Origin of the sequence: Pseudomonas sp. FSL R10-1350, assembly GCF_009600525.1 — a bacterium.
GTDB lineage: Bacteria > Pseudomonadota > Gammaproteobacteria > Pseudomonadales > Pseudomonadaceae > Aquipseudomonas > Aquipseudomonas helleri.
This window is the reverse complement of the sequence record NZ_WIVR01000051.1, coordinates 25,618-38,579: the sequence shown is the minus strand read 5'-3', so window position 1 is coordinate 38,579 and position 12,962 is coordinate 25,618. Positions and strand designations below refer to the sequence as shown.

At 59.5% G+C, this 12,962-nt stretch carries 13 protein-coding genes; 8 read left to right on the top strand and 5 right to left on the bottom strand.

Going from position 1 to position 12,962, the window contains the following annotated elements; all coding sequences use genetic code 11:
• The 8 genes from GHO25_RS19380 to GHO25_RS19345 form a co-directional block, all read left to right on the top strand.
• Nucleotides 1-831 (top strand): FAD-binding oxidoreductase (locus GHO25_RS19380; RefSeq protein WP_153391807.1); only part of this gene is annotated, 831 nt, incomplete at its 5' end.
• Nucleotides 832-1,193: 362 nt separating this feature from the next.
• On the top strand, nt 1,194-2,330 hold the full coding sequence (locus GHO25_RS19375; protein WP_048366570.1) for a branched-chain amino acid ABC transporter substrate-binding protein: 1,137 nt from the start codon (nt 1,194-1,196) through the stop codon (nt 2,328-2,330).
• Between the two features lie 338 nt (nt 2,331-2,668).
• The gene (locus GHO25_RS19370) at nt 2,669-3,583 is read left to right on the top strand and encodes a branched-chain amino acid ABC transporter permease (RefSeq protein ID WP_048366569.1); all 915 of its coding nucleotides are present in this window, start codon (nt 2,669-2,671) and stop codon (nt 3,581-3,583) included.
• A gap of 2 nt (nt 3,584-3,585) precedes the next feature.
• Nucleotides 3,586-4,869, top strand: a complete 1,284-nt coding sequence (gene livM, locus GHO25_RS19365) for a high-affinity branched-chain amino acid ABC transporter permease LivM (RefSeq protein ID WP_048366568.1) — start codon at nt 3,586-3,588, stop codon at nt 4,867-4,869.
• A gap of 11 nt (nt 4,870-4,880) precedes the next feature.
• Nucleotides 4,881-5,756 (top strand): ATP-binding cassette domain-containing protein, encoded by an 876-nt coding sequence (locus GHO25_RS19360; RefSeq protein ID WP_048385402.1) that lies wholly within the window; start codon nt 4,881-4,883, stop codon nt 5,754-5,756.
• Complete coding sequence (locus tag GHO25_RS19355; RefSeq protein WP_048366567.1) at nt 5,753-6,469, top strand: ABC transporter ATP-binding protein; 717 nt, start codon at nt 5,753-5,755, stop codon at nt 6,467-6,469. The genes GHO25_RS19360 and GHO25_RS19355 overlap by 4 nt, the downstream gene beginning before the upstream one ends.
• 742 nt (nt 6,470-7,211) lie before the next feature.
• Nucleotides 7,212-7,979, top strand: a complete 768-nt coding sequence (locus GHO25_RS19350; RefSeq protein WP_153391805.1) for an SDR family oxidoreductase — start codon at nt 7,212-7,214, stop codon at nt 7,977-7,979.
• Between the two features lie 69 nt (nt 7,980-8,048).
• Complete coding sequence (locus tag GHO25_RS19345) at nt 8,049-8,954, top strand: cation transporter (RefSeq protein ID WP_178110152.1); 906 nt, start codon at nt 8,049-8,051, stop codon at nt 8,952-8,954.
• A 119-nt stretch (nt 8,955-9,073) separates the two neighbouring features.
• Here the strand turns inward: GHO25_RS19345 and GHO25_RS19340 are convergent, their stop codons facing one another.
• The 5 genes from GHO25_RS19340 to GHO25_RS19320 form a co-directional block, all read right to left on the bottom strand.
• Nucleotides 9,074-10,207, bottom strand: coding sequence for an AGE family epimerase/isomerase (locus GHO25_RS19340; protein ID WP_153391803.1), 1,134 nt, complete (start codon nt 10,205-10,207; stop codon nt 9,074-9,076).
• Between the two features lie 134 nt (nt 10,208-10,341).
• On the bottom strand, nt 10,342-10,953 hold the full coding sequence (gene ureG, locus GHO25_RS19335) for an urease accessory protein UreG (protein WP_153328463.1): 612 nt from the start codon (nt 10,951-10,953) through the stop codon (nt 10,342-10,344).
• Nucleotides 10,954-10,962: 9 nt separating this feature from the next.
• Entirely contained in the window at nt 10,963-11,637 is a 675-nt protein-coding gene (locus GHO25_RS19330) for an urease accessory protein UreF (protein WP_178110151.1), read from the bottom strand.
• On the bottom strand, nt 11,634-12,134 hold the full coding sequence (gene ureE, locus GHO25_RS19325; protein ID WP_048366561.1) for an urease accessory protein UreE: 501 nt from the start codon (nt 12,132-12,134) through the stop codon (nt 11,634-11,636). Before ureE ends, GHO25_RS19330 begins: the two co-directional genes overlap by 4 nt.
• Before the next feature lie 159 nt (nt 12,135-12,293).
• Nucleotides 12,294-12,926 (bottom strand): TetR family transcriptional regulator, encoded by a 633-nt coding sequence (locus GHO25_RS19320; protein WP_048366560.1) that lies wholly within the window; start codon nt 12,924-12,926, stop codon nt 12,294-12,296.
• Nucleotides 12,927-12,962 lie beyond the last annotated feature (36 nt).

Here is a 12,962-nt window from a genome sequence, read left to right as displayed (position 1 = left end):
GTCGAGCTGCTCACCGGCTCTGCCTGTGCAGCCGCCACCGGCACCCAAAAAATTGCCGCGGCCTTGCTCGACCGCCGCGCCGGTACGCTCAACCCCATGGCCTACACCTCGGGGCTGGCAAAAGCCGCCAGTGATCTGGGCGGGCGCCTGTTTGATCATTCGCCGGTCACCGGGCTGGAACGCCAGGGCGCGCGCTGGTCGGTGCAAACGGCACGCGGAGCGGTCAGCGCTGAACAGGTGGTGCTGGCCTCCAACGCCTACACCGAAGGCGAATGGACTGACCTGCGGCGTAACTTTTTCCCCGGTTATTACTACCAGGTGGCTTCAAAACCCCTGACCGATGACAGTGCCAAAAGCATCTTGCCCGGCGGCCAAGGGTCGTGGGATACGCGCCAGGTGCTCAGCAGCATTCGCCGCGACGCCGAGGGCCGCTTATTGCTCGGCAGCCTGGGCAACGGCAATCAAAAACCCGCCTGGTTCTTGAAGGCTTGGGCTGACCGCGTGCAACAGCATTACTTCCCGTCGTTGAAAGGCGTGGAGTGGGAGTGCACCTGGACCGGCTGCATCGCCTTCACCCCTGATCACTTGATGCGTTTATTCGAGCCCGCGCCCGGTTTAGTGGCGGTCACAGGCTATAACGGTCGCGGCGTGACCACCGGCACTGTGGTGGGCAAAGCGTTCGCAGACTACCTGTGTCACGGCGATGCCAACGCGCTGCCAATTCCTTTTTCGGCCATGCAATCAGTGCCGCATGCGGGCTTGCGCAGCTGTTTGTATGAGGCGGGATTCTCGCTTTATCACGCTGGCCAATGCCTGAGAATTGTTATCTAAGCGTGATATTTAATCGCCAGCACGACGTTTGCGCGAACAGCGACTAGCCTCAGGTGGTGCGCCATGTAGCAGTGATGCACCGCGAGTGTGCAGATCGGTGACGCGATGGGTTACAAGGAGAATGCCAAGGCTGGCGCAACCCGGTTGCAACGTGTGTTGAGCCTGGTGGCGCTTTAAACACATAAACGGTTTTACCTTCCTCGGTTTAGACGGTTGCACGCCCAATGAAAAAGGGCCCGAAACAGTCGACATAACAATAAAACAACGGCTTTTCCCAGAATAAAAAACCAATGGCACGCGCCTTGCTCAGCGCTTTATGTGAAGTCGCAGTGCCAACTAAAAAAACTCAGGAGCACCACCTCATGTCGCAGACGTTCTACAAGAAAGGTTTTCTGGCTCTCGCGGTAGCGGCCGCGTTGGGCGTTTCTTCGTTTGTTCAGGCCGATGTGAAAATCGGTGTAGCGGGGCCGATGACCGGCGCCAACGCGGCATTTGGCGAGCAATACATGACCGGGGCGAAGGCGGCGGCTGAGGTTATAAACGCCAAGGGCGGGATCAACGGCGAGAAAATCGTCCTGGTGGCCGGTGACGATGCTTGCGAGCCCAAACAGGCAGTGGCGGTGGCCAACCGGTTGGTCGATCAGGACAAGGTCGCCGGGGTGATCGGCCATTTCTGCTCCTCCAACACCATTCCGGCGTCTGAGGTGTACGCCGACGCGGGCGTGATCATGATCACGCCGGGCTCCACCAACCCGCAGGTGACTGAGCGTGGCCTGGACGCGGTGTTCCGCATGTGCGGGCGTGATGACCAGCAAGGCATTGTGGCCGGGGACTACATTGTCGATGTGCTCAAGGGCAAGAAGGTCGCGGTCATCAACGACAAGGACACCTACGGTAAAGGCCTGGCTGACGCCACTAGCGCGCAGTTGACCAAGCGCGGCGTCAAGCCGGTGCTTGAAGAGGGCCTGACCCGTGGCGAGAAAGACTTCAGCGCCCTGGTCACCAAAATCCGCGCGTCCGGCGCCGACGTCGTTTATTTCGGCGGTCTGCACCCGGAAGCCGGCCCGCTGGTGCGTCAACTGCGTGAAGCGGGCCTCAAGGACGTGAAGTTCATGTCTGACGATGGCGTGGTCACCGACGAACTGGTCTCCACCGCAGGCGGCAAACAGTACGTTGACGGCGTGTACATGACCTTCGGCGCCGACCCGCGCCTGCTGCCGGACAGCAAGGCCGTGGTCGAAGAGTTCCGTAAAGCCGGCAAAGAGCCAGAAGGCTACACCCTGTACGCCTACGCTTCCCTCCAGGCCCTGGCGGATGCCTTCAATGGCGCCAAATCCAACAAAGGTGAAGACGCCGCCAAGTGGCTCAAGGCCAACCCTGTTGCCACCGTCATGGGCAAGAAAGAGTGGGACGCCAAAGGCGACCTCAAAGTCTCTGACTACGTGGTTTACCAGTGGGACAAAGACGGCAAGTACCACCAACTGGAACAGCAGAAGTGAGATGAGCTGCTCGCTTGAACGGCGCTTTGCGTCCGTTCAGGCGGGAATGAGTCTGCACAACCTGCCTTTTTTCCAGGAGCTGCGTAAACCGCACCACCCAGGTTAATACCTGTCAGTTAAGCGAACGCTGTTTTAAATGCAGCAAAAAACCTGTGGGAGCCTGGCTTGCCAGCGATACAGGCGATGCGGTCTTTGTGTTGAACCGCGTCGATACCATCGCGGGCAAGCCCGCTCCCACAGGTGATACGCGTTAACGGGCCGGCATCAACCATCAGGCCGCTTTTGGCGGTGTGGCGGGCGCGAGTTTGCGCAATCGCTCAACTGCGTGAGATTGCGTTATGGACGGTATTTTCCTGCAGCAACTGCTGAACGGCCTGACCCTCGGGTCTGTCTACGGCCTGATCGCCATCGGCTACACAATGGTCTACGGCATCATCGGCATGATCAACTTCGCCCACGGCGAGGTGTACATGATTTCCGCTTACCTCGCGGCAATCAGTCTGGCTCTGCTGGCGTACTTCGGTATCGAATCCTTCCCATTACTGATGTTGGGCACCCTGATCTTCACCGTGGTGGTCACCGGCGTGTATGGCTGGGTGATCGAACGCGTGGCCTACAAACCGCTGCGCAACTCGACCCGGCTGGCGCCGCTGATCAGCGCCATCGGCATTTCGCTGATCCTGCAAAACTACGTGCAAATCGCCCAAGGCTCGCGCCAACAGGGCGTACCGACGCTGCTGAGCGGCGCCTGGCGCGTCGATATCGGCACCGGCTTTGTGCAACTCACCTACACCAAAGTCTTCATCCTGATCGCCGCGTTTGTCGGCATGGGCTTGCTGACCTACATCATCAAGTACACCAAGCTGGGCCGCATGTGCCGGGCCACGCAACAAGACCGCAAAATGGCCTCGATTCTGGGGATCAACACCGACCGGGTCATTTCCTACGTGTTCGTCATCGGCGCCGCCATGGCCGCGCTGGCCGGTGTACTGATCACCATGAACTACGGCACGTTCGACTTTTATGCCGGCTTCATCATTGGCATCAAAGCGTTTACCGCTGCGGTACTCGGCGGGATCGGATCACTGCCCGGCGCCATGCTCGGCGGGATCATCCTGGGGGTATCCGAGTCACTTTTTGCCGGGTTGATTAACTCGGACTACAAGGACGTGTTCAGCTTCTCACTGCTGGTGGTGATTCTGATTTTCCGTCCCCAAGGCCTGCTGGGTCGTCCTCTCGTGGCGAAGGTGTAAGTATGTCTGCAGCCATTAATAAACCGATTGATATCAAAAAGAGCGTCGTCGATTCGATCCTCGCGGGGTTGATCTCACTGATTGTGTTCGGGCCGATCGTTGGGGTCGTGCTCGACGGCTACAGCTTTAACCTGCAACCGGCGCGCGTTGGCTGGCTGGTGGCAATTGTGATGGTCGGGCGCTTTGCCCTGAGCCTGTTCCTGCAAACCTCCCGTGGCCTGAAGATTCTTCACGGGTTTGAATCCACTGGTTCAGGCGTGCACGTGTTGCCGCCAGACTACAAATCGCGGCTGCGCTGGATCATCCCGCTGCTCATCGTGATTGCCATCGTGTTCCCGTTCTTCGCCAATAAATACATTTTGACCGTGGTAATTCTGGGGCTGATCTACGTGTTGCTGGGCCTTGGGCTGAACATCGTGGTGGGCCTGGCGGGGTTGCTCGACCTGGGTTACGTGGCGTTCTATGCCATTGGTGCCTACGGCCTGGCGCTGGGGTATCAGTACCTGGGGCTGGGTTTTTGGTCGGTGCTGCCGCTGGCGGCGATTGCGGCGGCGCTGGCGGGGTGCATTCTCGGGTTTCCGGTGCTGCGCATGCACGGCGACTACCTGGCCATCGTGACCCTGGGCTTTGGTGAAATCATTCGCCTGGTGCTCAACAACTGGCTGTCGTTTACCGGCGGGCCCAACGGCATGCCGGTGCCATCGCCGACCTTTATGGGCCTGGAATTTGGTCGGGTGGCCAAAGAGGGCGGGATACCGTTCCACCAGTTCTTCGGGCTGGACTACAACCCCAACGTCAAATTCCTGTTTATCTACATCGTGCTGTTTTTGGTGGTGCTGCTGGTGCTCTACATCAAGCACCGCCTGACCCGCATGCCGATTGGCCGGGCGTGGGAAGCACTGCGCGAAGACGAAATCGCCTGCCGCGCCATGGGCCTGAACCACGTGCTGGTCAAGCTCTCTGCGTTCACCCTGGGGGCATCGACCGCAGGCCTGGCCGGGGTGTTTTTCGCCAGTTACCAAGGCTTCGTCAACCCCTCCTCGTTCACCTTCTTTGAGTCGGCGCTGATCCTCGCGATTGTGGTGCTCGGCGGCATGGGCTCGACAGTGGGCGTGGTGATTGCCGCGTTCGTCCTGACCGTGGCCCCGGAACTGCTGCGCAGCTTTGCCGAATACCGCGTGTTGCTGTTCGGCGTGTTGATGGTGCTGATGATGATCTGGCGCCCGCGTGGCCTGATCCGTATCAGCCGTGTCGGGGTAACACCGCGTAAAGGAGTGGCGCCATGAGCAAGCATTTGATGGACAAAGACGTGGTGCTCTCGGTCGACAAACTGATGATGCATTTTGGTGGGATCAAAGCCCTGAGTGACGTCAGCCTCAAGGTCAAACGTAACTCGATCTTTGCCTTGATCGGCCCGAACGGCGCGGGCAAAACCACGGTGTTCAACTGCCTGACCGGGTTTTACAAAGCCACAGGCGGCAAGATCGAAATCACCGCCCGTGGCGCCCACACCAACGTGATCAAACTGTTGGGCGAGCCGTTCAAGCTCAGCGACTTTGTTTCACCCAAGACCTTTGCCAGCCGTCTGTTCTACAAAATGTTCGGCGGCACCCATTTGGTTAACCGCGCAGGGCTGGCCCGTACCTTCCAGAACATTCGCCTGTTCAAGGAAATGTCCGTGCTGGAAAACCTGCTGGTGGCGCAGCACATGTGGGTCAATCGCAACCTGCTGGCGGGCATCCTCAACACCAAGGGTTACCGTAAATCCGAAAGCGATGCCCTCGACCATGCGTTTTACTGGCTGGAAGTGGTTGATCTGGTCGACTGCGCCAACCGGCTGGCCGGTGAATTGTCGTACGGCCAGCAGCGGCGCCTGGAAATCGCCAGGGCCATGTGCACGCGGCCGCAAATCATTTGCCTCGATGAGCCCGCTGCCGGGCTCAACCCCCAGGAAACCGAAGCCTTGAGCGCGATGATTCGCCTGCTGCGCGATGAACACGACCTGACGGTGGTCCTGATTGAGCACGACATGGGCATGGTCATGAGCATTTCTGATCACATCGTGGTGCTCGACCACGGCAACGTGATCGCCGAGGGCGGGCCGGAAGCGATCCGCAACGACCCCAAAGTGATTGCAGCCTATCTGGGTGCTGACGAAGAGGAGCTGATATGACGAGCACGATCCTCGAACTCAAGGAACTGGATGTGCATTACGGGCCGATTCAGGCCCTGAAAAAAGTCTCGCTGCACATTGAAGAGGGCGAAACCGTAAGCCTGATCGGCTCCAACGGCGCGGGCAAGTCGACGCTGCTGATGTCGATCTTTGGTCAACCCCGCGCCAGCGGCGGGCAGATTCTGTACCGGGGCGTGGACATCACCCAGAAGTCCTCGCACTACATCGCCTCCAACGGCATTGCCCAATCGCCAGAAGGGCGGCGCGTGTTTCCGGACATGACCGTGGAAGAAAACCTGCTGATGGGCACCATCCCCATTGGTGACAAGCACGCCAGCGAAGACATGCAGCGCATGTTCGAGCTGTTTCCGCGGCTCAAGGAGCGGCGCACCCAGCGGGCCATGACCATGTCGGGCGGCGAGCAGCAAATGCTCGCCATCGCCCGGGCGTTGATGAGCCGGCCCAAGTTGCTGTTGCTGGATGAACCGAGCCTGGGGCTGGCGCCGATTGTGGTGAAACAGATCTTTGCCACCCTGCGAGAACTGGCCAAGACCGGCATGACCATCTTTCTGGTGGAGCAAAACGCCAACCACGCCTTGCGTTTATCCGACCGCGCCTACGTGATGGTCAACGGCGAAATTCGCCTGACCGGCACCGGCAAGGACCTGCTGAGCAACGAAGAAGTGCGCAACGCTTATCTGGGCGGGCATTAAGCAACCCTACCTCACTGTAGGAGCGAGCTTGCCTCGCGATCTTTTGATGTTTTAAAAGATCGCGAGGCAAGCTCGCTCCTACAGGGTTGCCGCAAATTGTGGAAAACAATATTGCAACCCTACTAAAGCGCGACATATAGACGCGATAAATCCCTGTTTTGTCATCATTTTGACTTGTCCCCGTTTGCTGTGGAGGCGGCTGTGGGTAACGTGGGAGTAGTTGTCTGAAGCCCACGTTCTATAAGGCTTTCAGCGCTGTGATTGTTTTTTGATCAGCGGTTTTTGCTGGATGTGCTGCGTAATTTGTCAACAGGTTTATTGGCATATGCGGTGTTTTAAAATGCTGTCACCAACCTGTGGATAAGTCTGTGATTAAACTCTGGAAAGAACGCGGCAGACGGCGTACTGACTGGCTTCTGGCTATCGTTGTGCTGTAACGGTTCTGCACTCTTTTGGGGCGTTTGCATGCCGGGTGTGTGCAGGTCAAGTTAAAAACACTTCAAGCGGCGCTACAGGCCTTGTGCACAAAGGCTTTTGCGCCATTCGAGTTGCCCCCAAAGACTGTGGGCGGGCCTGTGGATAAGATGAGTGTAAACAGCGCCAGCCTATACGGGCCGTGGCCTGCAAAGGTTTGGTTGTTTTTTGTACAAATTCTTGGCCTTGCTGCTGACTCTTGAGCCGGGCATTCTGCTGTGGACCTTATTTCAACGGCGGCCCAAGCCCGCCAGCCAAGGAGAACACGATGACTTCCACGTTGTTTATTACCGGCGCTACCTCCGGATTTGGTGAGGCGTGTGCGCGCAAATTTGCCCAAGCCGGCTGGAAACTGGTCCTGACTGGCCGCCGCGAAGAGCGCCTGAACGCGCTGTGCGAAGAACTGTCCCAACACACCGAAGTGCATGGGCTGGTGGTGGACGTGCGTGACCGTGCCGCCATGGAGCACGCCATTGCCAATCTGCCGCCTTCGTTCAGCAAGCTGCGCGGACTTATCAACAACGCGGGTCTGGCCCTGGGCACAGACCCGGCGCCCAAGTGCGACCTCGACGATTGGGAAACCATGGTCGACACCAACATCAAGGGCCTGATCTACACCACCCGCCTGCTGCTGCCGCGCCTGATCGCCTACGGCCGGGGTGCCGGTATCGTCAACTTGGGCTCCGTGGCGGGCAGCTACCCGTACCCGGGCAGCCACGTCTACGGCGGCACCAAAGCGTTCGTGAAACAGTTCTCGCTGAACCTGCGCTGCGATTTGCAGAGCACCGGCGTTCGCGTCAGCAACGTTGAACCAGGCCTGTGTGAAAGCGAGTTCTCGCTGGTGCGTTTTGCCGGTGACCAGGCGCGTTACGACGCCACCTACCAAGGGGCCGAGCCGATCCAGCCGCAAGACATTGCCGAGACGATTTTCTGGGTGCTCAACACCCCGGCGCACATCAATATCAACCGTCTGGAACTGATGCCGGTCACCCAGTCGTGGAGCGGTTTTGCCATCGAGCGCCGCGCCAAGGAGTAAACTGGCGCCTGCCAGCCTACCCGCGACCTCCCAAAGAGGTCGCATTCAACCGGGCTGAAAGGAGTTTTTGTGAGTAACCGTGGTGAGCAGCAACTGCTCAAACAATCAACCGTTCTAATGTTCGCGGTGGCCATTGCCGGCATCGTGACCGGCTTCGTTTCGGGGTCGCAATCCATCTTGTTCGATGGCTTTTTCTCGCTGATCGCGACCTTCATCAAAGTGCTGATGCTGATAACCGCGCAGCTGATCGCCAAAGAAAGTAACCAACGTTTCCAGTTCGGCTTCTGGCACCTTGAGCCCATGGTGCTGCTGATCGAAGGCAGCTTTTTGCTGTTGATCGCGATCTACGCCTTTCTCAACGGCGTGTTCGGCATCATCAATGGCGGGCGCGATATTGAGCTGGGGTTGGTGATCGTCTACGCGGCGGTGTTTACCGTTGTCGAATTCGGCTACTACTTCTGGATCCGCCACAAAAACCGCACCCTCAAATCAACCTTGATCCAGTTCGACAACATCAGTTGGCTGGTCGACGCCATGTTGTCGGCGGGGCTGTTGATAAGTTTCGTCACCGCTTTGGTGCTCAAGCAGCAAGGTTATGCCCAGTGGGCGGCGTACGTGGACCCGGCGATCTTGATCTTGCTGGCGCTCAGCATGCTTGCACCGGCGTTAAAAATCCTCCGGCCTGCTTTGCGCGACGTACTGGGCATCGCCCCGGACGCGCTGGATGACAAAGTACGTGATGTGCTCGAAGACGTCTCGGCGCGGCATGGTTTTGAAGGCTACAAAACCTACGTGCAAAAACACGGGCGGGCGCGTTTTATCGAGATCCACATTGTGTTGCCGGCGGGTTATCCACTGGCCGGGGTGCAGACTCTGGATGCACTGCGTGAAGAAATCTCGGGCATGCTGGGCACGGCTGACAGCGCACGCTGGCTGACCATCAGCTTTACCGGGGATCGCAAGTGGATTGCGTAACCTGAGTTTGATGATCTTTTAATGTGGGAGCGGGCTTGCTCGCGATGAAATCAGCGTGGTCTGTCTGACAAACCGCGTCGTTCGCATCGCGAGCAAGCCCGCTCCCACAGGGTGAAGTGTCAGCTTATGTACTGCGCCAACCCGCTGTAGCAGGTGGCCAGGTGATACGGCGTGGTCGACGGCATGTCTTCGCGGCTGACGTTGCCCTGGCCGTCGCGGCACTCGTACCAGCCGCCTGTGTATAAAAAGCGCTGCTGCAATGCCAGCAATTGGCGCTGCACACGCTCGGCGCCCTCTGGGCGCAAGGTCAGGGCGCGCAGGTACTCGGCCTGAGCCCAGATGCGCTGGGTGCCATCACGCAGGGTTCCGTCCGGTGCCAGCATGCCGCACACCGCGCCGGTCTGCGGGTCTACGCCGACCTGCTCGGCAAAGCCAAACGCGCGGTCCAGCGAGTCATGCAAGGCGGTGCCGCGCAGCAGCGGCGACGAGGCCAGCAAAAACAACCATTCAAACTGATGCCCTGGCTCAAACCAGTTATCCACAGCACCGCGTGGCTTCTCCAGCATCACGTTATGCACAGGCTCGATAAAGTGCTGTTGCATGCCGTCGGTCAGTGCCAGCAGGGCGCTTTTAACCGTTGGGTCTTCGCGCACCGACAGCGTCGCCAAAAAGGCTTCGGCCAGGTGCATCAACGGGTTCTGCAACGGCCCGCTGCCCAGTGACGACCAGTCTTGCTCAAGGCTGGCTTCGTACAAGCCGTTGCCCGTGCTGAACTGCTCAAGCACCACTTGCAGGGCGGCATTGAGCACCGACTCCACCAGCGGCTCACGCACTTTGGCCCAGTAATGGGCGCAGGCGAAGATGATGAAGGCGTGGGTGTACAGGTCTTTGCGTTGATCCAGCGGCGCGCCGTGGGGGTCGATGCTGTAGAACCAGCCGCCGTGTTCGGCATCGTGAAAGTGACTCTGCAACGAACGGAACAGCGCCTCCGCGCGCTCGGCGGCGGCCGGGAATGCCGGGTCGTCGATCAGGCTGGCAAACACATACAACTGGCGTGCACAGGCCATGGCGCGATAGCGCTGGGGCGGCAGCGGTTGATGGGCGGGGCTGAGGGCCTCGTAAGGCAGTGCCAGTTCGGCGTTCCAGCCGGGGCCTTGCCACAGCGGCACGATGACCTGACGGAAATGTGCTTGCACGGCCGCAAAGGTTGCGGTCAGTTCAGGCGAAAAGGCGGAGTTGGCTACATCAGGCATCGGCGGACGTCGTCACGGCTGGGGCGTTTGCGCGACATGATACACCGTGAGCCTGAACTCTGTAGGAGCGAGCTTGCCTCGCGATCTTTTCAACGATCAAAAGATCGCGAGGCAAGCTCGCTCCTACACAGGGTTTAAGACACCAGCAGGCCCTGTTTCTCGATAAACGCCACGATGGTGTCCAGGCCGTGCCCGGTCTTCTGGTTGCTGAACACAAACGGCTTGCCGTTGCGCATGCGCGTGGTGTCGCTGTTCATCAGCTCCAGCGACGCACCCACCAACGGCGCGAGGTCGATTTTGTTGATCACCAGCAAGTCAGACTTGCAGATCCCCGGCCCGCCCTTGCGCGGTAACTTGTCTCCGGCCGACACGTCGATCACGTAGATGGTCAGGTCCGACAGCTCCGGGCTGAAGGTGGCGGACAAGTTATCCCCACCCGATTCCACCAGAATCAGATCCAGCCCCGGAAAACGCCGGTTCAACTGGTCCACCGCTTCGAGGTTGATCGAGGCGTCTTCGCGGATGGCCGTGTGCGGGCAACCGCCGGTTTCGACACCGATGATGCGCTCCGGCGCCAACGCCTCGTTGCGCACCAGAAAATCAGCGTCTTCGCGGGTGTAAATGTCGTTGGTGACCACCGCCAGGTTGTATTTGTCGCGCAGCGCCAGGCACAGGGCCAGGGTCAGCGCCGTTTTGCCGGAGCCCACCGGGCCACCGATGCCGACACGCAAAGGGTGTGTGTTCATTACATTCTCCTAGGAACGAAACAGGCGGCTGTACTGGCGCTCGTGGGCCATGCTTGCCAAAGACAGGCCGAAAGCGGCGCTGCCCAAGTGGGATAAATCGAGAGAGCTGGCGTGCTGCTGGGCTTGCTGCAATGTCGGCGACAGCTCGCTGGTCATGCGCTGAGCCGCTTGCTGGCCCAGCGGCAAGGTTTTCATCAGCACCGCCAATTGGTTTTCCAGCCAGCTCCACAGCCAGGCGGCGAGGGCGTCTTGTGGGCTGATGCCCCAGGCGCGCGCGGCCAATGCCCAGCCAAGGGCCAGATGCGGCTCGTGTTGTTGTGCGAGAAACAGCCGGGCGGGGTCGTCCAGCTCGGGCAGGCCGTTGAGCAATTGCTGCAACGAGTAGCCCATTTGCCGGCTTTCCTGGTGCAGCTCGCGGGTTTCACGGCTGGCGCGGTGCTCGTCGCAAAAACGCTGCAAGGCGCTCCAGTCCTGGTCGGCGGCGGCCTGACAATGGGCCAGCAACAGCGGCGCTTCAAAGCGCGCAAGGTTGAGCAGCAACTGATCACGGATCCACCGTGCCGCCGTGATCGGGTCGTTGACGCGGCCATCGTCCACGGCCATTTCCAGCCCTTGGGAATAGCTGTAGCCGCCAATCGGCAACTGCGGGCTGGCCAGGCGCAACAGCGCCCATGCCGGACTCACAAACGCACACCAAACTGATGCAGGCGCGGCGCGTAGTTGAAGTCTTCTTCGCCCGCCCGTGAATGGTGATGCCCGCCGCCGTAGGCGCCATGTTCTGGCTGGAACGGTGCTTCAATAGATTCGGTGGTCGCGCCCAGTTGATCGAGCATGGCCTTGAGGACGTAATCGTCGAGCAGGCGCAGCCAGCCATCACCGACTTGCAAGGCCACGTGGCGGTTGCCCAGGTGATAAGCGGCGCGGGTCAGTTCAAAGGCGTTGGGGCAGGTGACGTGCAGCAGTTTTTCGGGGCTGGCGCACACGCGCACGATGCGCCCGTCCTGCGCTTGCAGAAAATCACCGTCACGCAGCGGCGGCTGGCCGCGCTCAAGGAACAGGCCAACGTCTTCGCCTTCATGGCTAAAGCAGCGCAGGCGACTTTTGCTGCGGGCTTCGAAATTCAAATGAAGCTCGGCGCTCCACACGGGGTGGGTTTCGACTTTGCGATGAATCACCAACATTGGAAGGCTTCCTGCAATTAACAATAGAACAGGCACAGCAAGGTGCTTGCCAACCTGGGGCAGGCGGCAAACTGTAGGCCCAAACACAGTGCAGAAAGATGAAGATGTTCTAAAAAAGTGCGGATAAGCAGGCGGTGCGCACCAATTGAGTGCGCGCGGTTATTCGGTGCTGCCCAGCCCTTGCCAATGCTTGAGCCCGATAAAGATAAAGCGCAGTTGCTGGCTGATTTTGGCTTGCGGCTGCAAGTAATCGGGCAGCGCCTCGGCCGGAGGGTCGATGATGTCTGGCAAGGCGGCGAACACGCTTTTCACCACCAGATCGGCAATCACCGTCAGCGCCGCGTGGTTCAAGTGCTGCAGCTTGGGCTTGGAACCGAGGTCGGTCGCCAGGTCCGACGTGATGTCTTCACGCAGCGCGCCAATGGCCTGGCGAACCGGCTGTGAGCCGCCATACTGCTCGCGGGCCAGAAACAAAAACTGTGAGCGGTTGGCCTCTACGACATCCAGAAAGATGCGCACCGAAGCGTTGATCACGCCGCCCATAAACAGCTCGTTATGGCGCACCAGGCGAATGGTTTCGCGAAAGGTCTGGCCCACTTCACTGACCAGCGCCAGGCCCAGTTGGTCCATGTCGCTGAAGTGGCGATAAAAGCCGGTAGGCACGATGCCCGCGGTTTTAGCGACTTCGCGCAGGCTCAAGCTACCAAAGCCGCGACCCGATTCCATCAAGTGGCGGGCAGCATCCATCAGCGCGAGGCGGGTTTGTTGCTTCTGTTCGGCGCGAGGCAGCATTGGGGCGGATGTTCCAGACAAGTACAGCCGGGCACT